This is a genomic window from Pseudomonas sp. RL_105y_Pfl2_101 (assembly GCF_963970585.1).
Lineage (GTDB): Bacteria > Pseudomonadota > Gammaproteobacteria > Pseudomonadales > Pseudomonadaceae > Aquipseudomonas.
The window spans coordinates 66,155-92,130 of the sequence record NZ_CAXAPG010000018.1 but is presented as its reverse complement, the minus strand read 5'-3'; the positions used below and the strand labels follow the sequence as shown (position 1 = coordinate 92,130).

At 61.1% G+C, this 25,976-nt stretch carries 25 protein-coding genes; 12 read left to right on the top strand and 13 right to left on the bottom strand.

Annotation, left to right across the window (positions count from 1 at the left end; translation table 11 throughout):
• Positions 1-66: 66 nt before the first annotated feature.
• Together AACY31_RS18860 and AACY31_RS18855 are read right to left on the bottom strand one after the other, a co-directional pair.
• Positions 67-957 carry a universal stress protein gene (locus AACY31_RS18860; RefSeq protein ID WP_339481177.1) on the bottom strand — a complete coding sequence of 297 codons (891 nt, stop codon included), beginning with the start codon at positions 955-957 and terminating at the stop codon, positions 67-69.
• 67 nt (positions 958-1,024) lie between these two features.
• Positions 1,025-3,397 (bottom strand): phosphoketolase family protein, encoded by a 2,373-nt coding sequence (locus AACY31_RS18855; RefSeq protein WP_339481179.1) that lies wholly within the window; start codon positions 3,395-3,397, stop codon positions 1,025-1,027.
• 170 nt (positions 3,398-3,567) lie between these two features.
• Between AACY31_RS18855 and AACY31_RS18850 the strand changes: the two genes are divergently transcribed.
• Positions 3,568-4,551, top strand: coding sequence for a zinc-dependent alcohol dehydrogenase family protein (locus AACY31_RS18850; RefSeq protein WP_339481181.1), 984 nt, complete (start codon positions 3,568-3,570; stop codon positions 4,549-4,551).
• On the opposite strand, the gene AACY31_RS18845 is transcribed toward AACY31_RS18850, so the two are convergent.
• Positions 4,541-5,434 carry a universal stress protein gene (locus tag AACY31_RS18845; protein ID WP_339492570.1) on the bottom strand — a complete coding sequence of 298 codons (894 nt, stop codon included), beginning with the start codon at positions 5,432-5,434 and terminating at the stop codon, positions 4,541-4,543. The two genes, AACY31_RS18850 and AACY31_RS18845, sit on opposite strands and share 11 nt — an antisense overlap.
• A gap of 246 nt (positions 5,435-5,680) precedes the next feature.
• Here AACY31_RS18845 and AACY31_RS18840 point away from each other — a divergent pair, with 246 nt between their 5' ends.
• Positions 5,681-6,244: a GNAT family N-acetyltransferase gene (locus AACY31_RS18840; RefSeq protein ID WP_339481183.1), complete on the top strand. Its 564-nt coding sequence runs from the start codon at positions 5,681-5,683 to the stop codon at positions 6,242-6,244.
• A 51-nt stretch (positions 6,245-6,295) separates the two neighbouring features.
• On the opposite strand, the gene AACY31_RS18835 is transcribed toward AACY31_RS18840, so the two are convergent.
• Both AACY31_RS18835 and AACY31_RS18830 read right to left on the bottom strand, forming a co-directional pair.
• Positions 6,296-7,207, bottom strand: coding sequence for a universal stress protein (locus tag AACY31_RS18835; protein ID WP_339481184.1), 912 nt, complete (start codon positions 7,205-7,207; stop codon positions 6,296-6,298).
• 100 nt (positions 7,208-7,307) lie between these two features.
• Positions 7,308-8,558: an MgtC/SapB family protein gene (locus AACY31_RS18830; RefSeq protein WP_339481186.1), complete on the bottom strand. Its 1,251-nt coding sequence runs from the start codon at positions 8,556-8,558 to the stop codon at positions 7,308-7,310.
• A 257-nt stretch (positions 8,559-8,815) separates the two neighbouring features.
• Here AACY31_RS18830 and AACY31_RS18825 point away from each other — a divergent pair, with 257 nt between their 5' ends.
• From AACY31_RS18825 to AACY31_RS18815, 3 genes are read left to right on the top strand one after another with little or no spacing between them, the layout of a single operon-like run.
• Positions 8,816-9,739 (top strand): universal stress protein, encoded by a 924-nt coding sequence (locus tag AACY31_RS18825; RefSeq protein WP_339481187.1) that lies wholly within the window; start codon positions 8,816-8,818, stop codon positions 9,737-9,739.
• Between the two features lie 60 nt (positions 9,740-9,799).
• Positions 9,800-12,547 (top strand): cation-transporting P-type ATPase, encoded by a 2,748-nt coding sequence (locus tag AACY31_RS18820; RefSeq protein ID WP_339481189.1) that lies wholly within the window; start codon positions 9,800-9,802, stop codon positions 12,545-12,547.
• Between the two features lie 32 nt (positions 12,548-12,579).
• On the top strand, positions 12,580-13,059 hold the full coding sequence (locus tag AACY31_RS18815; RefSeq protein ID WP_339481190.1) for a hypothetical protein: 480 nt from the start codon (positions 12,580-12,582) through the stop codon (positions 13,057-13,059).
• Between the two features lie 113 nt (positions 13,060-13,172).
• Here AACY31_RS18815 and AACY31_RS18810 read toward each other — a convergent pair whose 3' ends face one another.
• From AACY31_RS18810 to AACY31_RS18785, 6 genes are all read right to left on the bottom strand, one after another.
• Positions 13,173-13,460 carry a cyd operon YbgE family protein gene (locus AACY31_RS18810; protein WP_339481191.1) on the bottom strand — a complete coding sequence of 96 codons (288 nt, stop codon included), beginning with the start codon at positions 13,458-13,460 and terminating at the stop codon, positions 13,173-13,175.
• Positions 13,457-13,579, bottom strand: coding sequence for a cytochrome bd-I oxidase subunit CydX (gene cydX, locus AACY31_RS18805; RefSeq protein WP_339481193.1), 123 nt, complete (start codon positions 13,577-13,579; stop codon positions 13,457-13,459). The genes AACY31_RS18810 and cydX overlap by 4 nt, the downstream gene beginning before the upstream one ends.
• A 23-nt stretch (positions 13,580-13,602) precedes the next feature.
• Positions 13,603-14,739, bottom strand: coding sequence for a cytochrome d ubiquinol oxidase subunit II (cydB, locus tag AACY31_RS18800; RefSeq protein WP_339481194.1), 1,137 nt, complete (start codon positions 14,737-14,739; stop codon positions 13,603-13,605).
• On the bottom strand, positions 14,732-16,303 hold the full coding sequence (locus AACY31_RS18795; protein ID WP_339481196.1) for a cytochrome ubiquinol oxidase subunit I: 1,572 nt from the start codon (positions 16,301-16,303) through the stop codon (positions 14,732-14,734). Before AACY31_RS18795 ends, cydB begins: the two co-directional genes overlap by 8 nt.
• Entirely contained in the window at positions 16,300-16,500 is a 201-nt protein-coding gene (gene cydP, locus AACY31_RS18790; RefSeq protein ID WP_139381059.1) for a cytochrome oxidase putative small subunit CydP, read from the bottom strand. Before cydP ends, AACY31_RS18795 begins: the two co-directional genes overlap by 4 nt.
• Positions 16,501-16,640: 140 nt before the next feature.
• Entirely contained in the window at positions 16,641-17,963 is a 1,323-nt protein-coding gene (locus AACY31_RS18785; protein ID WP_339504956.1) for a sigma-54 interaction domain-containing protein, read from the bottom strand.
• Positions 17,964-18,190: 227 nt separating this feature from the next.
• Between AACY31_RS18785 and AACY31_RS18780 the strand changes: the two genes are divergently transcribed.
• The 7 genes from AACY31_RS18780 to AACY31_RS18750 all read left to right on the top strand — a co-directional run bounded on the left by AACY31_RS18780 (position 18,191) and on the right by AACY31_RS18750 (position 23,901).
• A complete protein-coding gene (locus AACY31_RS18780; RefSeq protein WP_339481199.1) occupies positions 18,191-19,069 on the top strand; it encodes an MBL fold metallo-hydrolase in 879 nt (292 codons plus the stop codon).
• Between the two features lie 40 nt (positions 19,070-19,109).
• Positions 19,110-20,780, top strand: coding sequence for a TIGR01244 family sulfur transferase (locus AACY31_RS18775; protein WP_339481201.1), 1,671 nt, complete (start codon positions 19,110-19,112; stop codon positions 20,778-20,780).
• 28 nt (positions 20,781-20,808) lie between these two features.
• Positions 20,809-21,612: a sulfite exporter TauE/SafE family protein gene (locus tag AACY31_RS18770; RefSeq protein WP_339481203.1), complete on the top strand. Its 804-nt coding sequence runs from the start codon at positions 20,809-20,811 to the stop codon at positions 21,610-21,612.
• Positions 21,613-21,655: 43 nt separating this feature from the next.
• Positions 21,656-22,090, top strand: a complete 435-nt coding sequence (locus AACY31_RS18765; RefSeq protein ID WP_339481205.1) for a YeeE/YedE family protein — start codon at positions 21,656-21,658, stop codon at positions 22,088-22,090.
• Between the two features lie 2 nt (positions 22,091-22,092).
• A complete protein-coding gene (locus AACY31_RS18760) occupies positions 22,093-22,512 on the top strand; it encodes a DUF6691 family protein (protein ID WP_339481207.1) in 420 nt (139 codons plus the stop codon).
• A gap of 13 nt (positions 22,513-22,525) precedes the next feature.
• On the top strand, positions 22,526-22,714 hold the full coding sequence (locus tag AACY31_RS18755) for a YgaP family membrane protein (RefSeq protein WP_057448108.1): 189 nt from the start codon (positions 22,526-22,528) through the stop codon (positions 22,712-22,714).
• Positions 22,715-22,809: 95 nt separating this feature from the next.
• Positions 22,810-23,901, top strand: coding sequence for an ArsO family NAD(P)H-dependent flavin-containing monooxygenase (locus AACY31_RS18750; protein ID WP_339481210.1), 1,092 nt, complete (start codon positions 22,810-22,812; stop codon positions 23,899-23,901).
• Positions 23,902-23,945: 44 nt separating this feature from the next.
• Here AACY31_RS18750 and AACY31_RS18745 read toward each other — a convergent pair whose 3' ends face one another.
• Together AACY31_RS18745 and AACY31_RS18740 are read right to left on the bottom strand one after the other, a co-directional pair.
• Complete coding sequence (locus tag AACY31_RS18745) at positions 23,946-25,313, bottom strand: sensor histidine kinase (protein ID WP_339481212.1); 1,368 nt, start codon at positions 25,311-25,313, stop codon at positions 23,946-23,948.
• A complete protein-coding gene (locus AACY31_RS18740; protein WP_092141796.1) occupies positions 25,310-25,972 on the bottom strand; it encodes a response regulator in 663 nt (220 codons plus the stop codon). Before AACY31_RS18740 ends, AACY31_RS18745 begins: the two co-directional genes overlap by 4 nt.
• Positions 25,973-25,976 lie beyond the last annotated feature (4 nt).

Here is a 25,976-nt window from a genome sequence, read left to right as displayed (position 1 = left end):
TGGTCACATTGCTTGCCCGGGTTGCCGTTGATCTTTGTCAACAGCCCAGCGGTCAGGTCCGCTTCATCACACCGCCAGAACACTGCACGACACCTGGTAGAGGATGTGTTCGGTCGTGCTGCCCAATAGCCCATGCAGATCATTGTGCTGGAATCGCCCCATGACGATCACGTCCACTTCTTGCTCCAGGGCAAATTCACTCAGGGCCGAGACCGGATGGCCCAGTAGAAAGTGCCTGCGCTCGGCCGGCACGCCGAACAGGTGCGCCAGTTCCAGGAAGGTTTTTTCCAGGCTCATGCGCAGTTCCTTGCTGAGCTGCGACAGCGACAGGCCGCCACCGCCGGCATCCCCCAGATAGACTGACGACACCTCATAGGCGTAAACCAGATGCAGCTCGGCGTCGCACTGCAAGGCCAGCCCCATTGCCTGGCGGATGATCCGGTCATTCAGCCCGCTGTTCTGGGCAAATGCACTGGAAGGATCCACCGCCGCGACCACTTTGCGCGGCAGCGCATGACCGGTGGCCCCCACCAGGTACATCGGAACAGGACAGTTGCGCAGCAGTTGCCAGTCCAGCGGTGTGAAGAAAGCCCGCTTGAGCATGGGCTCGTGTTGCACCTGCTTGATCAGCAAATCGGGCTGGATCTGCGTGACGTGTTGCAGGATCTGCTTGCCCAGTTTCTGGGCCCATTCCACCTCAGTGGTGACCCGCAGGCCGCGGCGACGCATCTTGTCCGCCTCATCCTCCAACCAATGGCGATGGTCCTGGAGATAGTTCTGCCGCGCCTCCTCACGAGGCTCCTCTTCGAGCAGCGAAAGAATGTCCAGCGAAGGAATCAAGGCCGTGACATGCAAGTGCGCCCCGCTGGCTCCCGCCAGGGCCGCGGCGTGATGCAGGGCAGGCGAATGGCGTTGCGCCGGGTTGAGGATCAGCAGCAGGCGTTGATATTGGCTCATGATGGGTCTCCAAAGTCGGGCTCGAGCGCCACGGCGCAGCGTCGATGCCATGAGGCATGGTTGGCCGTCATTGCGGCGTCGGTGTCCAGCGCCAGTTCAAGACATCGGGCATGTCCTGTCCATGCTCGATGAGGTACAGCTGGTGCTTTTCCATGGTTGCCCAGTAGCGATCCCTGGCGCTGTCCACCAGCGGCTGCAACCGCGGCACGCGCTCGATGACATCGAGCGCCAACTGGTAGCGATCCAGATGGTTGATGACCGCCATGTCGAACGGCGTAGTGGTGGCGCCCTCCTCCATGAAACCGCGGACATGGAAGTTATCGTGGTTGTGACGCTTGTAGACCAGCCGGTGGATCAGCGACGGATAGCCGTGGAAGGCGAAAATCACGGGTTTGTCCACGGTAAACAACCCATCGAACTCGACGTCCGGCAACCCGTGGGCATGCTGCTGCGGCGGTTGCAGGGCCAACAGGTCGACGACATTCACCACCCGCACGCGCAGGTCGGGCACGTATTCACGCAGCAGCGTGACAGCGGCCAGGGTTTCCAACGTCGGCACGTCACCGGCACAGGCCATCACTACGTCCGGGTCATCGTCGTTGTTGCAGGCAAAGGCCCAGCGACCGACCCCGATCGAGCAGTGCCGAACGGCCGAATCGATGTCCAGCCACTGCCATTCCGGTTGCTTGCCGGCCACAATCACATTGATGTAATCGCGGCTCTTGAGGCAGTGATCAGCAACGGACAACAGGCAATTGGCGTCTGCTGGCAGGTAGATGCGCACCACGTCAGCGCTCTTGTTTGCCACCAGGTCTAGGAACCCCGGGTCCTGGTGGGAAAAGCCATTGTGGTCCTGACGCCAGACATGGGACGTGAGCAGGTAATTGAGCGAAGCAATCGACGCGCGCCACGGGATCTGGGCGGCGGTCTTGAGCCATTTGGCGTGCTGATTGAACATCGAATCGACGATATGGATGAACGCCTCGTAGCAGGAAAACAGCCCATGACGACCGGTCAGCAAATACCCCTCCAGCCAGCCTTCACACACTTGCTCGCTGAGGATTTCCATCACTCGGCCATCGCACGCCAGGTTCGTGTCGCCCGTCTCCAGCGCCGCCATCCAGGTTTTGCCAGTGACCTCGTACACCGCTTCAAGGCGATTGGAGGCAGTTTCGTCGGGGCCGAACAGACGGAAATTGCCTGCCCGCAGGTTCTGCTTCATCACATCGCGCACAAAACCGCCCAACACCCGGGTGGCCTCTGCCTGCACGCTACCGGGCGCGCACAATTGCACGGCGTAATCGGTGAAACGAGGCAGTTCCAGGGGGTTGAGGAGCAAGCCACCATTGGCATGGGGATTAGCACCCAAGCGCCTATGTCCCGTCGGCGCCAACGCGGCAATGTCCGGCAGCAACGCACCATGGTCGTCGAACAGTTCCTGCGGTCGATAGCTCTGGAGCCATTGTTCCAGCTGCGTCAAATGCATGGGCAGTTCGAAGTGGCTCAGCGGCACCTGGTGGGCGCGCCAGGTGCCTTCGACCTGCTGGCCATCGACGAATTTCGGACCGGTCCAGCCCTTGGGCGTGCGCAACACCAACATCGGCCAGAGCTGACGTTCCAGGGTACGTCCCGACGAGTCCGTGCGGGCCATGCGCTGGATTTCACGAATTTTGAGCAACATGCCGTCCAGGGTCCTGGCCAACTGCTGGTGCACCGTTTGCGGGTCGTCGCCTTCGACAAAATATGGATCGTAGCCGTAGCCATACATCAGGGCCGACAGCTCGTCTTCACTGATGCGCGAAAGCAGCGTGGGGTTGGCGATCTTGAAACCGTTGAGATGAAGAATGGGCAGCACGGCGCCGTCACGCCTGGGGTTGAGAAACTTGTTCGAGTGCCAGCTCGCCGCCAACGTGCCGGTTTCAGCCTCACCGTCACCGATAACGCAGGCCACGATCAGGTCCGGGTTGTCGAACGCTGCCCCATAGGCATGGGCCAGGGAATAACCCAGCTCCCCACCTTCGTGGATAGAGCCGGGAATTTGCGCCGAGACATGGCTGGATAAGCCATAAGGCCAGGAGAATTGCCGGAACAGGCGCAACATGCCGTTTTCATTCTGTTCCACCGAGGGATAACACTGGGTAAAGCTGCCCTCCAGGTAGCTCTGGGCAACGATGGCCGGGCCGCCATGACCGGGGCCGGTGATCAAGATCATGTTCAGGTCATGGGTCTTGATCAGGTGATTGAGGTGCACGTACATCAGATTCAGCCCCGGCGTCGTACCCCAGTGGCCCAGCAAGCGCGGCTTGACGTGATCGCGTTGCAGCGGTGTGTGCAGCAAGGGGTTGTCCTTGAGGTAGATCTGTCCCACGGCCAGGTAATTGGACGCGCGCCAATAGGCGTCAATACCTTCCAGTTGGTCGGGGCTGAGAAAATCGCTCATTACGTCCTCCGCAAAAAAACAGGGTTGCCATGTTTGATTCTGGAACGCAGGAATAAGCGTGACTTGATTTACATCAGAACCAGGGACGCTAAGGTCATACAAGGTGCTTGCTTGACGCCCTGACACCGCGCACTGGCATGGCGGGCGCCCGTTCACACAGGAGAATGCTCATGCGCGCCATGGTCCTGCACACGATCGGCCAGCCCTTGCAACTGGAGGAACGTCCCCAACCGACGCCTGCCGCCGGGCAAATGCTGATCAAGGTGCAAGCCTGCGGTGTGTGCCGCACCGACTTGCATCTGTTCGACGGTGAACTGCCCCAGGCCCGGTTGCCTCGGGTACCGGGCCACGAGATCGTCGGCGAGGTCAGCGCCGTTGGCGGGCAAGTAGCCTCGGACTGGATCGGCCGCCGGGTGGGTGTGCCCTGGCTGGGATGGACGTGCGGCGTGTGTGAGTTCTGCCGCTCGGGCCGGGAGAACCTTTGCGACCAGGCGCTGTTCACCGGCTGTCAGCTGGACGGCGGTTATGCCGATTACACCGTCGCCGATGCGCGATTCTGCTTCCCTCTCCCCGATACACTGGAGGCCGCCGAAGCCGCACCCTTGCTGTGTGCGGGGCTGATCGGTTTCCGGGCCTTGCAGATGGCGCAAAATGCCCCTCACTTGGGCCTTTATGGCTTCGGCGCCGCTGCGCACCTGGCGATCCAGGTCGCCGTGGGCCGGGGCCAGCAAGTCTATGCCTTCACCCGCCCCGGTGATGACAGCGGCCAGGACTATGCCCGTTCGCTGGGCGCGACCTGGGCCGGGGCATCGGATCAGGCACCGCCACACCTGCTGGACGCCAGCCTGATCTTCGCCCCCGTCGGCGAACTGGTGCCGCTGGCGTTGCAAGTTACCGCCAAAGGCGGTTGCGTGGTGTGCGCCGGCATTCACATGAGCGACATTCCCGCCTTCCCCTATCGTCTGTTGTGGCAGGAGCGCAGCGTGCGTTCAGTGGCCAATCTGACCCGTGCGGACGGCGTGGCGTTTTTCGAACAGATCCAGCGCACACCCGTGCATTGCAACGTGACCTGCTACCCATTGGTCCAAGCCAACCAAGCGCTGGAGCGTCTGAGGAGCGGACAGGTCAACGGGGCCATCGTACTCATCCCTTGACCGCCAGCACACTGCCCGGCAATGAGTACAAGGCACGTTCTGTCGTGCTGCCAATCAAACGCTCAAGACCGGCGCGGTGCGCAGTGCCCATCACCACGACGTCGGCCTCGAATTCGTCGATGAACTCGTGGATCACCGGCACCGGCAAGCCGACGATGAAGTGCCGACGCTCCGCTGGTACGCCACAGCGCCCGGCCAGGTTGATAAAGGCCGCATGCAGCGATTCGCGCAGGGCGTCGACAAAGTCGTCATCCCAGGCGCCGACCAGCAACGAGGCGTCGCCATTGAAGGCAGGCGACAGGTCGCAGGCATACAGCAGATGCAACGAGGCGTCGCATTGCCGGGCCAGCGCGGTGGCCGTCTGGACGATGCGCTCGTTCAAGGCATCGGCCTCGGGGTCCGAGGGGTCCACCGCCGCCACGACCCGCCGCGGCAAGCCGTGCACCGCCTGGTTGACCAGGTGCACCGGCACCGGACAGTCGCGCAACAAGTGACAGTCAAGCGGTGTGGCGAACACACGCTTGAGCAGCGGCTCGAGCGTGACGTCCTTGATCAGCAGGTCAGGCTGGAACTGCTCGACATAGCGCAGGATGTCCAGCAACGGATGGAGCGTCCAGACCACGTGAGTGGTCACATCCAGGCCTTCCTCCTTAAGCAGCACAGCCTCCTCCACCATCCAGCGCCGATAGCGGTGCAAGTAGCGTTGCTCATTCGCTTCATCGGTTTTTTCACCCCATAAGTGGGTGCGGGCCGGTGGCTGGACGAACGCGCACAAGTGCAGAGCCGCGCCGCTGGCCCTGGCCAGGGCACAAGCCCTGCGCATCGCCACGGAGGGGTGCAGATCAGGTTCGACGATCAATAGCAAACGCTGGTATTGCCCCATCGCACACCTCCATCGAGTCGATCATCTCAGGCCCGAAACCTCGCACCGGCCTTTTCCGACGCGATCTTCAGCGTGCGCCCATCAAGGCCCCGGACGGTTTGATCTGCATCAAAGGCAGGGCAATCGACGGACGGATACGTGGGCACTGATCCAGATCAGAATCGATCGCCGTGGCGGGCGTAGAACAGTATCGAATGCGTGGCTTTTTAGCGCACCGCACGTGCACATCCGAGGGAGGATCACACCATGCTCACTGTCAAAGACCACAACGAACGCGCCGCAGCCCTGTATGCCAGCATCAGTGGCAAGCACTGGATCCAGGCACTCAAGGACGGCCGGCATGTCTTGATCCGCCCGCTCAGGGAGCAGGACCGCCAGCGCGAATACGACTTCATCATGCGCCTGTCGCCGGAGTCTCGGCACATGCGCTTCCTGGCGCAGATCAATGAGCCAGGCACGGCGCTGCTCAATCAATTGATGGATGTCGATTGCAAGACCCACATGGCCTACATCGCCCTGGTCCATGACAACGGCGAGTTGATCGAGATCGGTGTCAGCCGCTATTGCGCGACCCAGGAGCACGAATGCGAGTGCGCAGTGACCGTCGCTGACCCTTGGCAACACCTGGGGCTGGGGACATTGTTGATGGAGCACCTGATCGACACCGCGCGTAAAAACGGCTACCTCCAGATGTACTCCGTCGACGCGGCCAGCAATGCCCCGATGCGAGAGCTTGCCCACAGCCTGGGTTTTGAAACCCACAGCGACCCCGACGACACCCGACAGGTCATCCACCGGCTCCACCTTTAGCCCGGACGCTGACGCGAGGCCTTGGTCCGGCCTCGCGCAGCGTTGATCCCGTCACGCTTGCGGCTTGATCGCCAATACGCTGCAGGGCGCCCGTTGCAGCAGGAACTCGGCGGTGGTGCCCAGGCGCTTGTCCAGGCCACGATGGGCCGTGGTGCCCATGACGATGACATCGATCTGCTGATCGGCGACGAACGTGCAAATACTGTTCAGCGGTGCCCCTTCGATGAAGTGACGCAACTTCGGTGCGACCCCGTGCCGCTCGGCCAGTGACTCGAACACCTCATGCTGTGCCTGGCCCAGCGCTTCATAGAGCCCGGTGGCCAGGGGCAACGCACCAATGCCCATGTCCGAGGCGTAGACAGCCGTCCAATCGAAGGCATGCAGCAACTCGACCTGGGCGTTGCATTGTTCAGCCAGTTTGACCGCGGCATCGACGATCTGGTCGTTGAACACCAGGTCCTGATCCTCGCTGCGCAGCACATCGACAATCGCCAGCACCCGCCGAGGCCGGGGGTTACGAGAATCCGTGACCAGATGCACTGGCACCGGGCAGTCACGCAGCAAGCGCCAGTCCAGGGGCGTGAAAAACACCCGCTTCATCGCCGGTTCCGGCTGCGCGTCCTTGATGATCAAGGCCATCGGCATCTCCTTGACGTATTGCTGCAAGGCTTGGAAGGCATCCTTGCTCCAAATCACCTCGCAGGTCACCTCGACGCCATGCCGGCGCGCCAGTTCGGCCTGTTGCCACAGCCAATGCCGATGGGTTTCCAGATAACCCTCACGCGCCTGCTTGACCTGCTCCGGGGCGAAAAGACCGGCCACCGAGAGCAACTCCAGGTAGTCGATCGCCACAATGTGCAGGGGCAGATCCAGCGCCAGGGCCAACTCGGTGGCGCGGTCGAACGCCGGCGTACGGATCATGGCGTCAGGCGCCAATAGCAACAACCGTTGAGTCTGGGACATGGAACACCTCGGTACGTGGCGACAGCCAACTAAAGGATTGAGGGCTCCAGAATGAACATAGGCCAGGGGCAGGTCTTGATCTTCATCAAACAGCCATCATTCAGGTCGACAAACTCGGGAGCAACAGCCCCGCCCACATCGCCAGCGTTACCAGCACCTGGCCGGGAATCACATACCCGGCGAACCTTCGCCCGCCACTGAGCCAGGCTACGACGCACTTGCTCAGGGAGTTGCTGCTCATCGCCATCAAGATCGGCACCGCAATGCCGTCGAAGGGCAACAACCCCCCCTTGGCCAGAGACGCGATGGAGGCTGTCGAGGCATGGGCGTCGAGCAACCCGCTGAAAACGGCGGTGACGGTCACCCCGGCCTGACCAAACGTATCGAGCATCGCCGACGACAGGACGGTGATAGCGGTCATCGCCAGGACCATGGTCAACGCCAGCTTGAGGCTAAAAGCGCCGCCGTGCTTGATGGTTTCATCGGCCCGCGCCCTTGGGCGGGGAAACATCAGCACGCCGGCGTAGAGCAATACCATCAGTATCGCGCACATCAACGGCCCCCACATCCAACGCAGCAGCGCGGGGTCCACGGCCACGAGAATCAGGCCCATTTGGGCCACCGTCGCCAGGTTGGATAACACCGCCGCCGCGCTCACCACCTTGAGATTGAGAGGCTCTTTGGCCGCGATACCGCCCATGGTCGCAACCGTCACGGTGGCAGAAGCGAACCCTGAGGCAATCGCACTGAGGGCATAGCCATAGCGGGTCCCCAGGGTTCGAACCGCGACGTGCCCCAGCGCACCCACCGCCATCAGCATGACGGTAAGGGTGCACAGGTTGCGCAGGTTGATGGCGTCATAAGGCCCGAGGAAACGATCCGGCGCCAGCGGTAGCACGACCAGCGCGGCGATCAACAGCACCAGGCCATCGCGCATCTCGGTGGCGGTCAACTGGTTGCGGGCAAAGTGGTGCAACGCCTGGCGGCTGGCGAGCAGCCCGGCCATCACCACCCCAATCGCGGTCGCCAGGCCCGGGTCGCTCGCACAGAGCGCGCCCAGTGCCAATACCGCGAACAAGGCCACCTCACTGGTAATCCCCGGATCCTTGTCAAGGTTTCGCCAATAGGCCACGCTCACCAACATGCCCAGGGCAAGGGTCATGCCTCCCAGCAACAAGGGACCGCCCGCCTGGACCGCCAGGTAACCGAGCACGGACGTGATGGCGAAGGTGCGCAGACCGGCGAAGTCGCGCCGCTCGCCCTCGCCTTTGCGTCGTTCGCGCTCAAGCCCCACCAGCAGGCCGATGCCCAGTGCGGCGGCGGCATTGGTGAACGCTAGGGTTTCAGTCATGGTAACGGCTCTCTCGCGCGGCTTGCGGTTGTCACTCAATCCAGGGGCACGAGCCAACTGCACTCATGTCCTGGGGCGACTGATCATGCTCAAACATAGCGCGATTGCCTCGCCGTTGCCGCCTTCGATGCAACGCGTTGAAGCGTGTTTGATGCAAATCAAGTTAGCGGGCGCCATGATGTTCATCATTGATGACAGACACCACGCCGCGCGAAACGTCGCCCGGTGCCAACAGGTCCTTGCCCAGGAGGTTTGTCATGTCTACGCAATCACGCTTGATGCTGGTCGTCTCGCCACTGATGGAACACAGCCCGGCGTTCGACCGGGCGGCCGCACTGGCCAGGGCCGAAGGCGCGGCGCTGCACATTGTCGCTTTTGACTACCTCGAAGGCTTGGCCACGGCCGCCCTGGTCAACGAGCAAGCACTGGAGCAGATGCGCCTGGGCTACATCGAGCGCCATCGGCAGTGGCTGGAGGAACAGGCCAGGCCCCTGCGCAAACTCGGTATCGAGGTCACGACAGAAGTGATGTGGGTCGAGCGCCCCCTGCAGGAGATCCTGGTCCACCTCAAGGAAGCGCCTATGGAAGCGCTGATCAAGTCGGTGGACCCTGAGTCGTGGTTTTCCCGACTGATGTTCACGCCGCTGGACGTGCATCTGCTGCGCGAATGCGAAGTTCCACTGCACTTCGTCAACCAGGTCGCCCACGCGCGTCCGCGCAAGATCCTGGCCGCCATCGACCCGTTTCATCAGGACGGGCGCTACGAAGGCCTCAATGACCGGATCCTGAGCGAAGCCAACAAGCTGGCCACCCGCTGCGACGCAACGCTGGAAGTCATCTACGCCTATGATCTTTCGTCCATTACCGCCGCTGAATACGGTTTTGGCAACGGTTCGATGTTCTTCTCCTCGACCCTCGCCCGCCAACTCTACGAGTCCCAGGGCGCCGCCTTCGATGCACTGGCCGAACGCAATGGCATCGCCCCGGATCAGCGACACATGATCATGGGGGACCCGGCCAAGGTGTTGGCGAACTACGCCGCGTCCCATGACATTGATGTCATCGTCATGGGGCGCGTGCGCTACGGCAACGTGGACAAACTGATCGGCAGCACCATCGAAGGCCTGCTGTACAAGCTGCCCTGCAGCGTGTGGGTCATTGCGCCGCAACAGATGGGCTGAAGGCAGAGCTGTGCCGATGACCTGTAGAACAACCGCTCCGTACTCACAGGAACGTGGCTGATGAACCGACCGAGCGATGCACCCGCGGCGCACCCGCCAACGCCCCCACAAAACCTGGCCTGGCACACGCTGCCCGCCGAGCAGGCGCTCAAATACCTGGGTGTCGATGAACAAGCCGGGCTGGACACGGCCGAAGTCCAGGCCCGGCTGGAGCGTACGGGGTTCAACCAGTTGTCAGCGTCTGCCCGGCGGCCCGCATGGCGGCGATTTCTGCTGCAATTTCACAACATCCTGATTTATGTACTGCTCGGTTCTGCGGCGATCACCGCAACGCTGCAACACCTGTGGGACACGGTGGTCATTCTCGCTGTCGTGGTGGCTAATGCAATCATTGGCTATGTCCAGGAAGGCAAGGCCGAACAGGCCATGGATGCTATCCGCAACATGCTGGCGCCTCGTGCAACCGTGATTCGTGCCGGCGAACGCCTGGGCATTGCAGGCGAAGAACTGGTACCCGGCGATATCGTCTTGCTGGAGGCCGGCGACAAAGTCCCGGCTGATCTGCGCTTGCTGCATGCCAACCGGCTCCAGGTCCAGGAAGCCATCCTCACTGGAGAATCCGCACCGGCTGAAAAAAATACCGAAGCGGTGCGCATCGAAGCAGCTCTGGGTGATCGTGCCTGCATGGCGTTCAGTGGCACCTTGGTGACCTGCGGACAAGCAACCGGGGTCGTTGTAGCTACGGCAACCTCGACTGAAATCGGGCGCATCAGCAACCTGCTGTCGGCAGTGGAGCCACTGACGACGCCCCTGATACAGCAAATGAACGTCTTCGCTCGCTGGTTGACGCTATTGATTTTGCTGATCTCCGGCCTGCTACTCGCTTATGGCCACTTTGTCGGGCATTACGCCTTCACCGAGATCTTCATGGTCGTGGTGGGCATGTCGGTCGCCGCCATACCCGAGGGATTGCCCGCCGTACTGACCATTACCCTGGCGGTGGGCGTGCGGGCGATGGCTCGTCGCAATGCCATCGTTCGGCGCCTGCCGGCCATCGAAACGCTGGGCTCGGTGTCGGTCATCTGCACGGACAAGACCGGTACCCTCACCCGTAACGAGATGATGGTGGCGTCCGTCGTCACCAGTGACCTGACCTTCACGGTCGACGGTGTCGGCTACCAGCCCTCGGGCAATATGAACCTTGCCGATCAGTTGATCGACACCTCCCACCACCCGGTGCTAGCCGAACTGGGGCGCGCGGCCAGCCTTTGCAATGACGCAAGCTTGAGGCAGCACGAAGACGCCTGGAAGGTCGAAGGAGACCCCATGGAGGGCGCACTGCTGGTGTTTTGCGCCAAGGCCGGCATCAACGGCGAAGAGGAACGCGGCACCTGGGCCCGCACTGATGCCATTCCGTTCGACGCCAAACACCGCTTCATGGCGACGCTGCATCACAACCATGACCGACAAGCCGCGATTTATGTCAAAGGTGCGCCGGAGCAGATTTTGACCATGTGCACGCGCCAACGGAGCAGCATAGGGGCAACGGCCCCGGTCGATGCCGACTATTGGCACGCGCAGGCCAATGTCATCGCCCGCAAGGGCCAACGCGTGTTGGCGCTCGCCGTCAGGTCAGTGCCGCCCGAGCACGCCATCCTGGAATTTACCGATGTACAAGGGACACTGACCTTGCTTGGCCTGGTGGGAATGATCGACCCGCCTCGCCCGGAAACGATCCAGGCAATCAAGCAATGCCAGGCAGCCGGCATTGTCGTGAAAATGATCACCGGGGACCACGCCGGCACCGCCTGCGCCATCGGTGATCAGATCGGTCTGGATGACCCCGACAAGGTACTGACCGGCAACGACCTGGACACCATGAGCGATGCCACCCTCAGGGAATCGCTCAAGCAAGTGAACATCTTCGCGCGTACCAGCCCCGAGCATAAGCTCCGGCTGGTGACATTGCTGCAACGCAACGGCATGACCGTGGCCATGACCGGCGACGGCGTCAACGACGCACCAGCGCTCAAACGCGCAGATGCCGGCATCGCCATGGGCGACAAAGGCAGTGAGGCCGCCAAAGAAGCCGCGGACCTGGTACTGGCGGACGATAACTTCGCCTCCATCGTGGCCGCGGTGCGTGAAGGACGGACGGTCTATGACAACATAAAGAAAGTGCTGAGCTGGACGTTACCCACCAATGCGGGCGAGACCATGACCCTGATTGTCGCGCTGCTGTTTGGTTTTACGTTGCCGGTCACACCGATACAGATCCTGTGGATCAACCTGATCACCGCCACCACGCTGGGTGTCGCGCTGGCGTTCGAACCGACCGAAGACAACACCATGCGCAGGCCACCGCGCTCACGGCAGGAGCCGTTGATCAGCGGCGCATTGGTCTGGCATATGGTGCTGGTTTCCATTCTGTTCCTGTGCGGTGTCTACGGCATTTTTACCTATGCCCTGGACCGAGGCTACCCCGTCGAACTGGCCCGCACCCTGGCCGTGAACACCTTGGTCGTGATGGAAATTTTCCATCTGTTCTTTATCCGCAATCTCTACGGCACGTCGCTGACCTGGAAGGGCCTTCGAGGTACGAAGGTTGTGTGGGCGACCATCGCGGTGGTGACCGTCGCTCAGTTCGCCATCACCTACGCGCCCCCACTGCAAGCCGTGTTCGCAACCCAAGCGGTCCCCTTCATGGACGGACTGCTGATCATCGCGGTGGGCATTGCGCTGTTCGCCATCATCGAGATTGAAAAACAGATTCGGCTGCGTTTAACCGAGCCTGATCGGCAACCGTGACGATCCCCACCCACCTCGCAAGGACCTGAACCATGAACGCATCCAAACTCGCCGCCCTCGCCCTGACCGCGGTGCTTTTCCCCACGCTAACCTTTGCCCAGCAAGCCACCGACGCCGCCATGCCGACGCCGCCATCGATGAGCATTGAACAATTTGATCAGCAGATGGCGAAGGCCCAGGAAAACCTGAAGAAGATGCAGGAGCAAATGAGCCTGATCCAGAAAACCACCGATCCGGTGCAACGCCAGCAACTCATGCAAGATCACCAGACCATGATGCAGCAAAGCATGCAGATGATGAATGGGATGATGGGGGGCGGCATGATGGGCGGCCACATGAAGGGGAACGGCCCGATGATGGGTTGGAAACAAATGGGCAACCACTATTCCCGGATGACGCCCGAGCAGATGAAGCAACACCAGTACATGATGGACAACTACATGGGCATGCAGCAAATGATGATGGAGCAGATGATGCAGCACCAGCAGAATATGGGTACGCCATCTCGCTAGACCTATCGCCCAGGGCGGTGCAAGGCCTCCAAATGCTGCCCGCCCCACCTGCTCCGTCGGCAGGTGAGGTTTTCGATAACCGTGTGGTCATTGCGGGGCTTGTCGTCAGGCTCTCAGTGCAAGAGCTTCAACGCGCCGGCAAGCGCCAGTGCCACCAGGCAGGTCCAGCCCGAGAACATCCTTCGCCAGACAAGCTTGCGCGGAATGAACCCCACCCCTCTTACAAAGGCCACGCTCATGGCGATGAACAATGCCGTTGCCAGCGCATGGTCGGCTTTCCCGTCCGGCGCCGTCATCAGTGGGGGGTAGAGCGTACAGGCCAGCATGATGGTCACCGCGACGGCCAGGCTCAGCCGATCAAGCCGTGAAGAGGGCTGGCCGTCAGCGACATTCGGCATCATGGCTGCGCCTCGTCACGGTCACTCCTGGCTCGAGCAGCCTCATTCTCGCCCCACATCGCATTGAGTATCGCCAGCAGCAGTGCGAAACCGACTCCCAGCATCCAGGCGAAATACCACATATTGCATCACTCCTTTGTCGACACTAGTACGCCGAATGTTCGTTGGCCTTGATCTGGCTGGCCGTGACTTTGCCCCGCATGACGCGATACGCCCAAGCGGTATAGATCACGATCAATGGCATGAAGAACAACGTGGCCCAGAACATGATGGCCAGGCTCAGATGGCTGGAAACGCTGTCCCACACGGTAAGACTCGCCGCAGGCATCGATGACGACGGCATGACAAAGGGGAACATGGATACCCCTGCCGTACCGATGACACCGACCACCGCAAGCGATGACGCGACGAACGCTGAAAGGGTACGGCGCCTCATCAGCAACAGCGCCGCACCGGCGGCGCCGGCCAGTCCAAGCGCGGGCAGCAGCCACAGCGAAGGATAGCGACCATAATTGGCCATCCAGGCCCCCGCCTCCCTCACGACCGACTTGCCGAGAATGTCGGGCAACCCGGCGGTATCCACGAGCGACGTGATGCGATACCCCTCGATCCATTGCAGCCAGATACCCGCCAGGATGAACGAACACACCAGCACGATCGCCGCGCCTACCGCGCCTTTTATCGCCCGGGACTGAATGTTGCCCTCCGTGCGATGGGCCAGGTACGTGCCCCCCTGCAGCGTAATCATGGCGCTGCTGACCAGGCCGGTCAGCAGCGCGAAAGGGTTGAGCAATTGCCAGAAGCTGCCGGTGTACGTTGACACCAGGTACTCATTGAAGTGAAACGGTACACCCTGCAGCAAGTTGCCAAACGCGATGCCGAACACCAGCGGCGGCACGGCCCCACCCACGAAAAGCCCCCAATCCCAGGTACTGCGCCATACCGGATGGTGGATCTTGCTGCGGTAGTCGAAACCCACCGGGCGGAAGAACAACGCCCAGAGCACAAGGATCATCGCCCAATAGAATCCGCTGAATGCAGTGGCATAGACCACCGGCCATGCGGCGAACAACGCGCCGCCCGCCGTAATGAACCAGACCTGATTGCCATCCCAATGCGGCCCCACGGTGTTGATCACGACGCGGCGTTCCATGTCATTGCGCCCCACAAACGGCAAGAGCGTGCCGACGCCCATGTCGTGGCCGTCCATGATGGCGAAACCTATCAGCAGGACGCCGACCAGCGCCCACCAGATGATCTTGAGCGTGAAGTAATCAAGCATGGTGAAGCTCCTTCAACTTGGCGTCGTGGACGTAACGACCGGTACCGAGGCTGCCGGGGCCCTGGCGGGCGAACTTGACCATCAGGAACATTTCCACCGCCAGCAGCACCGTGTAGAAAACGACGAACCCAGCCAGAGAGCCGTACAGGTTATCGACACTGAGGGTGGAAACGCTCATGTGAGTCGGCAACACACCGTAGATGGTCCAGGGTTGGCGGCCGTATTCAGCCACGAACCAACCCAGTTCGCAGGCAAGCCATGGCGCAGGCAGCATCAACAGTGCGCAGCGCAGTAACCCGCGATGATGTGGGCCGCTCGACTTCAAGGTGCTCCAGAATGCCATCCCAAAAAGCACGAGCATGGCAAAGCCCAGGCCGACCATGATCCGCAACCCCCAGAACATCGGGGTCACGCGCGGTACGGTGTCGTTCACCGCTTTGTCGATGATGGCTGGCGTGGCCTGGTTGACATCCTCGACGTACTTTTTAAGTAGCAGGCCAAAACCCAGGTCGGCCTTGTACGCTTCGAAGGTATCGAACGCGACCTTATCGGTGCGATCGGCGCGCAGCGCTTCAAGCGCATTGACGGCGGTAATGCCCCGCAGAATGCGCGCGCGGTTTTTCGCTTTGATGTCATGGATGCCCGGAATCTGCTTGCTGACCGAGCGCGTGCCGATCAAGCCCATCACCCACGGCACATCGAGTTCCCAGTTATTCCTGGACTCGGCTTCATTAATGCTGGCCACCAGGGTCAAGCCCGCCGGTGCAGGTTTGGTTTCCCACATGGCCTCCATGGCCGCCAGCTTCGTTTGCTGCGCCTCGCCCACCGTGTAACCCGACTCATCCCCCAGTACGATGACACTCAGCACCGAAGCCAGGCCGAAGGCGGCCGCCACTCGAAAGCTGCGCTTGGCAAACTCGACATCACGCCCCTTGAGCAAGTACCAACTGGAAATCGACAACACAAACATCGAGCCGGTGACATAACCGGCAGACACCGTATGGACGAACTTGGCCTGCGCCACCGGGTTGAAGACCACGGCCCAGAAATCCACCATCTCCATGCGCATGGTGATGTAACTGAATTGCGAGCCCACCGGGTTCTGCATCCAGCCATTGGCGATCAGAATCCACAGCGCCGACAGGTTGGTGCCAATGGCCATCAACAGCGTGACCAGCAAATGATGTTCTTTCTTCAGGCGATCCCAGCCGAAAAAGAACAACCCGATCATGGTCGATTCGAGAAAGAACGCCATCAGGCCCTCGATGGCCAACGGGGCACCGAAGATGTCCCCGACGTAGTGCGAGTAGTACGCCCAGTTGGTGCCGAACTGAAACTCCAGGGTGATACCGGTGGTCACGCCCAACGCGAAGTTGATACCGAACAATTTGCCCCAGAAGCGAGTCATGTCTTTCCAGATGACATTACCTGTCATCACGTAGACGCTTTCCATGATGACCAGCAGCCACACCATCCCCACGGTGAGCGGCACAAACAGGAAATGGTACAGCGCAGTGGCTGCGAACTGCAGCCGTGACAAATCCACCAATTGTTCTGAGATCACTTACTTGCCCCTTGAGCCGAGGTGGGTACGCCGAACCTGTCGCTGATGGTGTTCGAGTCAACGCTGACGCGCGAATCCTTGATGAACAGCCACCACAGCACTGTCAGCACGACCAGTTTGATCAGCACTGCTGTGAGCAGATGGCGACGCAGTCGTTTATCGGAAATAGTCATGGGGCAAGCATTAGCACGGCTCATGCCAACGCCGGGTTTGATTATTTATTCTTATAAAACAAGGAACTAGTGAAACCGCCGAAACTCGTCGGCTGGTATGGAGAGAAAAAAGCCTGCCAAACTGCCAGCGATGGCAGTCATTGGCAGTCAAGGCTCGATGGCGCTCAGGCCAGACCTTGTTCTTTCAACCGCCGGTATAACGTGCGTTCACTCACACCCAGGTGTTTGGCCAGTTCGCTGCGGGTGCCTCTGAAAGTGGCCACGAGCTGTTCCAGGTCCCTGCTATCGGGCGCAGGAGCCAAGGCTGGGGCCAACAACGCCACGGGGGGCGCGGGCAGATGCAAGGCGTGAATGACGCCGTCGTCGGCAAACAGCGCGGCTCTTTCCAGGACATTGCGCAACTCGCGGATATTGCCCGGCCAGGAAAACCGCTGCAATTGCATCAGCGCCTCGGGATCGATGGTCAGCCGACGCTTACCGGTCCCGGAACGTTGCAGGAACGAGTCCACCAACAAGCCGATGTCTTCAAGGCGATGACGCAAGGGCGGTAGATGGATGGGAAAAACGCTGATGCGGTAGTACAAGTCCTGCCTGAACTCGCCTTTCTCCAGCATCTTTTCCAATGGCTTATGGGTCGCGGCCACCAACCTGAAATCCGCGTGCAGGGTTTCTACACTGCCGACACGGCGATAGGTTCCAGACTCAATCAGTCGCAACAGTTTCACCTGCATGGCCAAGGGCACGTCGCCTATCTCATCGAGAAACAGCGTACCGCCCTGGGCGGTCTCCACCAGGCCCACCTTGCGCACGGTGGCTCCAGTAAACGCGCCCTTCTCGTGGCCGAACAGCTCGCTCTCGAACAAGGTTTCGGTCAAGCCGGAGCAATCAACCACGACAAAAGGTCCCGCGGCCCGCTCACTGGTTTCATGGACGGCGCGGGCAAACAGCTCCTTGCCTGTGCCGGACTCTCCCAGCAACAGCACCGGTAACATCGAGGGCGCTACCCGCTGCAGTTCCAACAGCGCCTGATTAAAGGCCGGCGAACTGCCCACCAGCCCTTCATTACTGGGCCGGGCCGAGGCGCTACGTACCAAGGTGAGCCGTTCCACATAAGCGCTGATGGCGCCATGTTCATTGAGAATTGGCCGCAGTTCCACGTCGACGTGTTCGGGCCCGCGCGGTGTGTGGTGAATGTGCAAGACCCGATCCGGACTGCGCATTTCCCTGGCCTTTTTCATCGGGCAGTTCTCGCCGGCCTGGTCACAAGGCACGTCGTAGTGGTGGGAAATCTGATAACACTTATGGCCAATGAATGGTTTGTCGGCGCTGCCGAACTGACGCAGGTAAGCCGTGTTCGCCGCCAGGATGTTGTAATCGGGATCAAGGACGATCATCGGCTGGGACTCGTGCTCCAGAAACGAGACCAGGGACTGCACCTGGTCTGGATGTGGAGGCAGGTCTTGGGTAGGCGACAGGCGGTGTGTCATTGCGGCTCCAGTGAATGCATCCAGCAGGGGTGACACTGCCACTATGCCAACAAATGCTGCCAATGGCAGTTTAATTGTCTGTAGATCGGCAGAGGCCTTGTCGAGACCCGTGAACTTAAATCAATAAAATCATGCAGTTAGGTTTTTATCCAAATCCGGGATCGACATGGCAGCATTATTGCTGTGTCTGTTCTTCAAGCGGCCGAGAGCCCCGAAGGAGACCGTTCATGACCGTAAAACCGCACGTCGAAGGTTTTTTCGATCCCGAGACCCACACCGTCAGCTATCTGGTGCTGGACGAAGCGACCCGCCAGTGCGCATTGATCGACAGCGTCCTGGACTACGACCCCAAATCTGGCCGTACCGCAACCACCTCGGCCGACAAGCTGATGGCCAGGGTGGTCGAGCTGGAGGCGAAGGTCGAATGGATTCTTGAGACCCACGTCCATGCCGACCATCTCACCGCCGCCCCGTACCTGAAGGAAAAACTCGGCGGCACAATAGGGATCGGAAGCCGGATTGCCGCCGTACAGGAAGTCTTCGGCACGCTGTTCAACACACGTGGGGAGATGCCTCGCGACGGCAGTCAGTTCGACCATCTGTTTGTCAATGACGAGTCATTTACTATTGGTACGCTGCAATGCCGCGCGCTCCACACGCCGGGCCACACCCCCGCCTGCATGACGTATGTCGTCAGCGACGGCCAGGAAACGGCGGCATTCGTTGGCGACACCTTGTTCATGCCCGACTACGGTACCGCACGGTGTGACTTCCCCGGTGGCAACGCGCATACCTTGTTCCGATCCATCAACAAGGTTTTGAGCTTGCCGGCCAACACCCTCCTCTACACCTGTCACGATTACCAACCCGGTGGCCGCGAGGTGCAATTTTCCAGCACCGTCGCCGAGCAACGTGCCGACAATGTCCATGTCCGTAACGGCATCAGCGAAGAAGCATTCGTGGCGATGCGCACCCAGCGCGATGCCTCGCTGGAGATGCCGACGCTCATCCTGCCATCGGTCCAGGTCAACATGCGGGCCGGGCATTTCCCGGAGCCGGAATCGAACGGCACGTGCTACCTGAAAATCCCGCTCAATCGACTCTGACGCCCCCCCTATAAGAAAAACAGTCATCACGGAGACATTCATGGACATCCGCCACCTTGCGTCCGGCCTCTCGATATCAGGGCAGATCCATCCCGAACAATTGAGTGAGATCAAAAACAGCGGCTATCGCGCCATCATCTGTAACCGCCCCGATGGTGAAGGCAGCGATCAACCTTTGTTTGCCGACATCCAGCGCGCAGCGCAAGCGATGGGCATCGAGGCGCACTACCTTGCGGCCGAGTCCGGCAAGGTGACCGACGAACAGGGCGTGACCTTCGGCAAATTGTTCGAGTCGTTGCCCAAGCCCGTGTTGGCGTATTGCCGCTCCGGCATGCGCTCGACCACGATGTGGGCACTGTCCCAGGCCGGCCAGCAGCCCTTGCCCCAGATTGTCGAAACAGCCAGCAAAGCCGGCTTCGACATAAAAGGCGTCATTCGCAGGATTGCCAACGAGGGCCGCACGCCTGTGGGCGTGGCCGAAGCCCGACATGCGGTGGTCATTGTCGGCGGCGGTGCGGCGGGCATCGCGGCGGCTTCGAGTTTATTGGCACGCGAGCCAGGCTTGGACATTGCCATCATCGATCCGGCGGATGTGCATTATTACCAGCCCGGCTGGACCCTCGTCGGCGGCGGCGTGTTCGAGGCGCACAAAACTGCCCACACGATGGGCGCGACCATTCCTCGGGGCGTGCACTGGATAAAAGCGGCTGTCGCAGCCTTCGAACCTGAAAACGACGCCATTATTCTCGATGGATGCCGAGTGGTCCGATACGAGCAGTTGATCGTGTGCCCGGGCCTTAAACTGGATTGGCATGCCATTGAAGGCCTGCCGCAGACGCTGGGGCGCAACGGTGTCACCTCAAACTATCTGTACCACCTGGCCCCCTACACTTGGGAACAGGTGCAGCAACTGCGCAGTGGTCGGGCCATTTTCACGCAACCGCCCATGCCGATCAAATGCGCCGGGGCCCCTCAAAAAGCGATGTACCTGTGCGCCGACCACTGGAGACGCCAAGGGGTACTCGGCGATATCGAGATCGACTTCTGCACCGCCGGGACAGTCCTGTTCGGCGTTCCCGACTACGTGCCGGCCCTGATGAAATACGTCCACGCCTATGGGATCGACCTGAGTTTCGGCAGTACGCTGACGTCTGTCGATGGACCGGCACAAACGGCGACCTTCAGGTGCGTCAAGGCCGACGGCAGTACTCACCTTGTGACGCACGACTTCGACTTACTGCATGTAGTGCCCCCCCAGGTTGCGCCGGATTTTATCCGCGTAAGCCCTCTGGCCGATGTGGCGGGCTGGATCGATGTCGATCCCGACAGCTTGCAGCATAAAACCTGGGCGAATATTCACGCATTGGGCGATGCGACCAATACCAGCAACGCAAAAACCGCGGCGGCGGCGCGCAAGCAGGCGCCCGTGGTCGCCCACAATGTGCTGGCGGCCATGGGCAAGGCCAAGGGCAGCGCCCATTACGACGGCTACGGTTCCTGTCCGCTGACCGTGGAACGCGGCAAGGTCGTGCTCGCTGAATTCACCTACGGCGGCAAGCTGGCCCCCAGCTTCCCGTCCTGGCTGATCGACGGTACTCAGCCTTCGAGGCTCGCCTGGCTACTGAAAGAGCGCATTCTTCCGCCGCTGTATTGGAAAGCCATGCTCAAGGGCCGTGAGTGGCTGGCGAAACCTGAACTGGCGGACCTATGAAATCGAACCTCCGCACCAGGAGACCGAGATGATTGCAGTCCTGCTACTGGGCTTTGCGGTGGGCGTGATCCTGGCGCTGACCGGTGCCGGCGGCGGCATACTCGCCGTCCCGTTCCTGGTTTTTGGCGTGGGCTTGAGCATGGCCGAAGCCGGGCCCATTGGTTTGCTGGCGGTAGGCCTGGCCGCCACCCTCGGCGCCGTGATGGGCCTGCGCAAAGGCATCGTGCGCTACAAGGCTGCACTGGTGACGGCCGGAGCAGGCGTCATCTGCTCGCCGCTGGGCCTTTGGTTGGCGCAGCGCACGCCCAACCGTCCGTTGACGATCCTGTTTGCCTTGTTGCTGATGTACGTGGCGTTCCGGGCATTGCAAAAATCATTGCCTTCGTCTGTCAGGAAAAAGGCATCCGAAACACGCAAACCGCCGCCCTGTGTCCTGGACGAAAATCGCGGCAAGCTCAACTGGACCGGCCCTTGTGCGTGGGCGCTCACGGCTTCAGGCATAGTCGCCGGGGTTCTTTCCGGACTGCTCGGCGTCGGCGGTGGTTTTGTCATGGTTCCGGCGCTCCAGCGGTACACCAATTTGACCACCCAGTCGGTGCTCGCCACATCGCTGACCGTCATCGCGTTGGTTTCCATGTCAGGGGTGCTGGCGAGTTCGGCGATGGGCCACCTGCAATGGCCAATAGCGCTACCCTTTTCCATGGGGGCCATCGTCGGCATGCTCGGCGGGCGCCTGGTCGCCGCCAGGTTGCCGGAACCCTATCTGCAAAGAGGCTTCGCCCTTGTGTCGACGCTGGTAGCGGTCGCGCTGCTGGTAAAAACCCTGGGTTGAATCGCGCAGTGAAATATCAACGATGGTGTACCGGAGAACGCTGATGAATCTTGACTGGTTCAACTTTACGCCTTGGTCATCCCTGGCCGGCGGTATGTTGATTGGCTTGGCGGCCAGCCTGTTCGTGGTCGCCAACGGCCGGATCGCCGGCATCAGTGGGCTGATCGGCAGCCTTCTGCAGCGTGGCAGCGAAGGGCTGGGCGAGAAGGCCCTGTTTCTCCTGGGTCTGCTCGTCGCGCCGCTGTTATGGGGCGTGTTTGCGAGGTTGCCGCCGATCGAGTTCCAGAGTGGCTGGTTCGGCCTGACTGTCGCGGGCCTGTTGGTGGGTGTAGGCACTCGTTACGGCTCGGGCTGCACCAGTGGTCACGGCGTGTGTGGCCTATCGCGCCTTTCACCGCGTTCGATGGCCGCCACGGTGTGTTTCATGCTCAGCGGTTTCGCCACGGTATTTGTCCTGCGTCACGTGATAGGGGTTTGAACATGCGCAAACTGACGGCATTCATCGCGGGCCTGTTCTTTGGCCTCGGGCTGCTCCTGGCAGGCATGGCCAACCCGAAAAAGGTGTTGGGTTTCCTGGATCTGGCCGGCACTTGGGACCCGTCCCTGGCGCTGGTGATGATCGGCGCGATCGGCACCGCCATTGTCCCGCTGGCCTGGGCGCGCCAACAGACTCATTCGCTGCTGGGCAGCCCCATGCAGTTGCCGGTCAAGCGCGAACTGGACCCACGCCTGATCGGTGGCAGCCTGGTGTTTGGCATCGGCTGGGGCATCGCCGGCATCTGTCCCGGCCCCGCCGTGGCCATTCTGCTGACCGGACACTGGCAAGCCTTTGTGTTCATGCTGGCCATGTTGGCGGGCATGTTGTTGTTCACCGCGCTGGAAACCCGGCGCGTCCATTGATCGGGAGATTGCCATGAAAGCCAACATCGGAACCATTGACCGCGGCGCACGTATTGCCGCGGGACTTGTCCTCATCATCCTGAGCCTGACGGGCTTGATCGGTGCGTGGGGCTGGATTGGCCTGGTGCCACTGGCCACGGGCATCTTTCGCTTCTGCCCGCTCTATTCGTTGTTGGGCATCAAGACCTGCAAACGTTGCTGAGGCGCACAACGGCCCTCCTCCTGGAACGGCCATTAACCTTGCAAGCCCCCCTTGGCGTCTTGCAACAGACTCCCTCGACCCAAGGAATCATCGCCATGCCCTGCCCACAGCCCGATACGTATGATGTTGTCATCATCGGAGGGGGCCAGGCGGGCCTGGCGGCGGCCTATTTCCTGCGACGCACGCCCCTGTCGTTCATCATCCTCGACGCCCAGGAAGAACCCGGTGGTGCCTGGCGCCATGGCTGGAATTCGCTGCGACTCTTTTCCCCGGCGACCTGGAGCTCGATCCCCGGCTGGATGATGCCCCCCACACAAGATGGCTATCCGTCGCGAGACCATGTGATCGATTACCTCAAGCACTATGAGCAGCGCTATGAATTTCCTAGGGTGCGGCCAGTGCAGGTCACTCGTGTAGAGCGGACAGAAACGGGCATGCGCGTTCATGCTCCTGACAGGCAATGGAACGCCCGGGTCGTGATCAGCGCAACGGGCACCTGGAGCAACCCCTACATCCCTCGCTACCCTGACGCGGCCTTGTTCGCTGGCCAGCAAGTGCATTCGGCGGACTATGTCGAGGCATCCCCTTTCGCCGGCAAGAAAGTCCTGGTGGTGGGCGGCGGTAATTCAGGGGCGCAGATTCTGGCCGAGGTGTCGAAAATCGCCAAGACCACTTGGGTCACTCCCCTCGAGCCGCTGTTTCTTCCCGACGAAGTGGATGGGCGCGTGTTGTTCGAGCGCGCCACCGAACGCTGGAAGGCCCAGCAGGAAGGTCGCGTCATCGACCAGCCTGTAGGAGGGTTGGGTGACATCGTCATGGTGCCGCCGGTGGTCGAGGCCCGTGAACGCAACGTCCTTCAGGCCGTCAGGCCTTTCGAGCGTTTCACCCGCAACGGCGTGATCTGGGTCGACGGCCACGAATCAGCGGTGGACGTGGTGATCTGGTGCACTGGATTCAGGCCCGCGCTGCAGCACCTGGATGCGCTGGGGGTGCTCAACAACGAGGGCCGCGTGGAAGTCGAGGGCACTCACTCGATACAAGAGCCCAGGCTGTGGCTGGTCGGCTACGGCGAGTGGACGGGTTCGGCTTCCGCCACTCTGATCGGTGTCACACGCACGGCACGCAGTTCGGTTGACGAGATAGTCGCCTTTCTTGCCGAACAATCTCCGGCCGATGCGCCTGCTTGAACCACCGCACGGGGCCGGTCACTCGTCATGGCCGCGAGGAACGCTTAGAAACGCGCTATTTCCAAGGTCGCACACAGCCCACCCTCGGTGCGATTGTCCAAGCGTATGCGCCCTCCCAGTCGATCCGCGATGGTGCGGACGATCGTCAGGCCCAGCCCCGCCCCCTGGTCATTGCCGCGACTATAGAACCGCTCGAAAAGCCGCTCACGCTCAGCCTCGTCGATACCCGGCCCCTGGTCTTCGACGGACAGCTCGTAGTGATCGTCTTTCCTGGCCAGTCGTACGGTGATTGTGCCGTTGGCCGGAGAAAAATTGGCCGCGTTGGTCACCAGATTGTTCAAGGCGATGTCGATGACCACCGGGTCGATTCGAACCGGGCCGATGTCATCGCTGACATCCAGCACCGGCTCGAGCCCCTTGCTTAACAACCAGGGCGTCAGTTGAACCAGGCTCGCACGAACCGTGGCGGGCAGGTCGATGGCCGCAGGCGTCGGAACACCCGCCTGCGGTTCGAGCCGCGCCATGGTGAGCAGTTGATTGACCAAACGCGTGGTGCGATCGACACCAGCGATCAGGTGTTCCAGGGACTCGCGACGGTTTTGCTCGCTCGCCGCCTCCATCAGGTTCTGTGCATGCACCCGCAGCACGGCCAAGGGCGTACGCATTTCATGGGCAGCGTCGGCAATAAAACGCCGCTCACGGCCCATCACCTCCTGGATCTGCGCCAAGACGCGGTTGAGGGCCGCCTGCATGGGCTCAAGCTCCGTCGGGAGCGGCATCATTTGCAGCGGTTCCAGTGAGCCAGGATGCCTGGCGCGCAACTTTGCCGCCATATCGACCAGGGGCTTGAGCCCCCAGCCAATGGCCAGCCAGATCACCGCGGCAAGCACCACGCTGCCGATCAGGTTGGGCACGACCGTGTGACGAACAATGCGATCGACCAGGTCGGCACGCACGTCGTCGCGCTCGCCCACCCAGATCGTCAAGCCGTATTGCGCATCGTCCAGCACGAACGTCCGCCATTTACGGTTCGTCTGATCCACGACGTCACTGAAACCGGGCGCACCCGGCGGTGAAGTGAACGACGGTGCGCTGGAGGTATGAACCAGCACTGCCCCCTGTGAGTTCCAGACCTGGAATGCGATCTTGCTTTCATAGGGATGACCATTGACTTCGGGCCCCGCTTGCCCCAACGCCGAATTGAACGCCTGATACAGCTCGGCGTGCTCCTTGCTCGCCATCGGCATGCGCATCACGCCCTGCAACAGCCGGGCATTCTGCGCCAAATGGGCATCGTAGACCTCGGCGATTTCGTGGTTGCTGTCATGTAGATTGAATACGGTGATGATCAACAGGCCAAGGAACAGCAGGCCGAGAATCAGCGTGAGGGTGCGACGCCGGATCGAACTCATCGACGCTCCTCCACCAGGTAACCGACACCACGAATGGTGCGGATCAGGTCGGTGGAGAATTTCTTGCGCAGGTGATGGATGTGCACTTCCAGCGTGTTGCTCTCGGCCTCCTCGCTCCAGCCGTAGAGCAACTGCATCAAATGATCGCGGGTCATGACGCGGCCCGGCGGCGAGAGCAGTTCATGGAGCAACTGATATTCCTTGGGTGTCAGGGCCACCGGCTTGCCCTGGTAACTGACTTGCTGGGTACCGGGGTTCAGGCTGATGCCGGCATGTTCGATCAACGCTTGGGCGCGGCCGGCGCTGCGGCGCAACAAGGCCCTTAACCGGGCCTTGAGTTCCGCCAGATCGAAGGGTTTGACCAGATAATCGTCGGCCCCGGCGTCCAACCCGGCGATGCGATCCTCGGTGGCATCCCGGGCAGTGAGGATCAGCACCGGCAGGTTGGAACCACTGTCACGCAAGCGCCGCAACACTTGCAGACCATCCATGCGTGGCAGGCCCAGGTCGAGCACCGCCAGGTCGAAGGCTTCACTGAGCAACGAATGCAAGGCGCTGCTGCCGTCCTGCACCCAGTCGACGGTATAGCCTTCGCGACTCAGGGCCTGATGGATGCCCTCGCCCAAGGCCACGTCATCCTCGATCAGTAATAAACGCACATGC

Bases quoted from the DNA above. Each gene is read 5' to 3' on its own strand.
- AACY31_RS18860 (WP_339481177.1), bottom strand. From the start codon at position 957: ATGAGCCAATATCAACGCCTGCTGCTGATCCTCAACCCGGCGCAACGC.
- AACY31_RS18855 (WP_339481179.1), bottom strand. From the start codon at position 3,397: ATGAGCGATTTTCTCAGCCCCGACCAACTGGAAGGTATTGACGCCTAT.
- AACY31_RS18850 (WP_339481181.1), top strand. From the start codon at position 3,568: ATGCGCGCCATGGTCCTGCACACGATCGGCCAGCCCTTGCAACTGGAG.
- AACY31_RS18845 (WP_339492570.1), bottom strand. From the start codon at position 5,434: ATGGGGCAATACCAGCGTTTGCTATTGATCGTCGAACCTGATCTGCAC.
- AACY31_RS18840 (WP_339481183.1), top strand. From the start codon at position 5,681: ATGCTCACTGTCAAAGACCACAACGAACGCGCCGCAGCCCTGTATGCC.
- AACY31_RS18835 (WP_339481184.1), bottom strand. From the start codon at position 7,207: ATGTCCCAGACTCAACGGTTGTTGCTATTGGCGCCTGACGCCATGATC.
- AACY31_RS18830 (WP_339481186.1), bottom strand. From the start codon at position 8,558: ATGACTGAAACCCTAGCGTTCACCAATGCCGCCGCCGCACTGGGCATC.
- AACY31_RS18825 (WP_339481187.1), top strand. From the start codon at position 8,816: ATGTCTACGCAATCACGCTTGATGCTGGTCGTCTCGCCACTGATGGAA.
- AACY31_RS18820 (WP_339481189.1), top strand. From the start codon at position 9,800: ATGAACCGACCGAGCGATGCACCCGCGGCGCACCCGCCAACGCCCCCA.
- AACY31_RS18815 (WP_339481190.1), top strand. From the start codon at position 12,580: ATGAACGCATCCAAACTCGCCGCCCTCGCCCTGACCGCGGTGCTTTTC.
- AACY31_RS18810 (WP_339481191.1), bottom strand. From the start codon at position 13,460: ATGATGCCGAATGTCGCTGACGGCCAGCCCTCTTCACGGCTTGATCGG.
- cydX (WP_339481193.1), bottom strand. From the start codon at position 13,579: ATGTGGTATTTCGCCTGGATGCTGGGAGTCGGTTTCGCACTGCTGCTG.
- cydB (WP_339481194.1), bottom strand. From the start codon at position 14,739: ATGCTTGATTACTTCACGCTCAAGATCATCTGGTGGGCGCTGGTCGGC.
- cydP (WP_139381059.1), bottom strand. From the start codon at position 16,500: ATGAGCCGTGCTAATGCTTGCCCCATGACTATTTCCGATAAACGACTG.
- AACY31_RS18785 (WP_339504956.1), bottom strand. From the start codon at position 17,963: ATGACACACCGCCTGTCGCCTACCCAAGACCTGCCTCCACATCCAGAC.
- AACY31_RS18780 (WP_339481199.1), top strand. From the start codon at position 18,191: ATGACCGTAAAACCGCACGTCGAAGGTTTTTTCGATCCCGAGACCCAC.
- AACY31_RS18775 (WP_339481201.1), top strand. From the start codon at position 19,110: ATGGACATCCGCCACCTTGCGTCCGGCCTCTCGATATCAGGGCAGATC.
- AACY31_RS18770 (WP_339481203.1), top strand. From the start codon at position 20,809: ATGATTGCAGTCCTGCTACTGGGCTTTGCGGTGGGCGTGATCCTGGCG.
- AACY31_RS18765 (WP_339481205.1), top strand. From the start codon at position 21,656: ATGAATCTTGACTGGTTCAACTTTACGCCTTGGTCATCCCTGGCCGGC.
- AACY31_RS18760 (WP_339481207.1), top strand. From the start codon at position 22,093: ATGCGCAAACTGACGGCATTCATCGCGGGCCTGTTCTTTGGCCTCGGG.
- AACY31_RS18755 (WP_057448108.1), top strand. From the start codon at position 22,526: ATGAAAGCCAACATCGGAACCATTGACCGCGGCGCACGTATTGCCGCG.
- AACY31_RS18750 (WP_339481210.1), top strand. From the start codon at position 22,810: ATGCCCTGCCCACAGCCCGATACGTATGATGTTGTCATCATCGGAGGG.
- AACY31_RS18745 (WP_339481212.1), bottom strand. From the start codon at position 25,313: ATGAGTTCGATCCGGCGTCGCACCCTCACGCTGATTCTCGGCCTGCTG.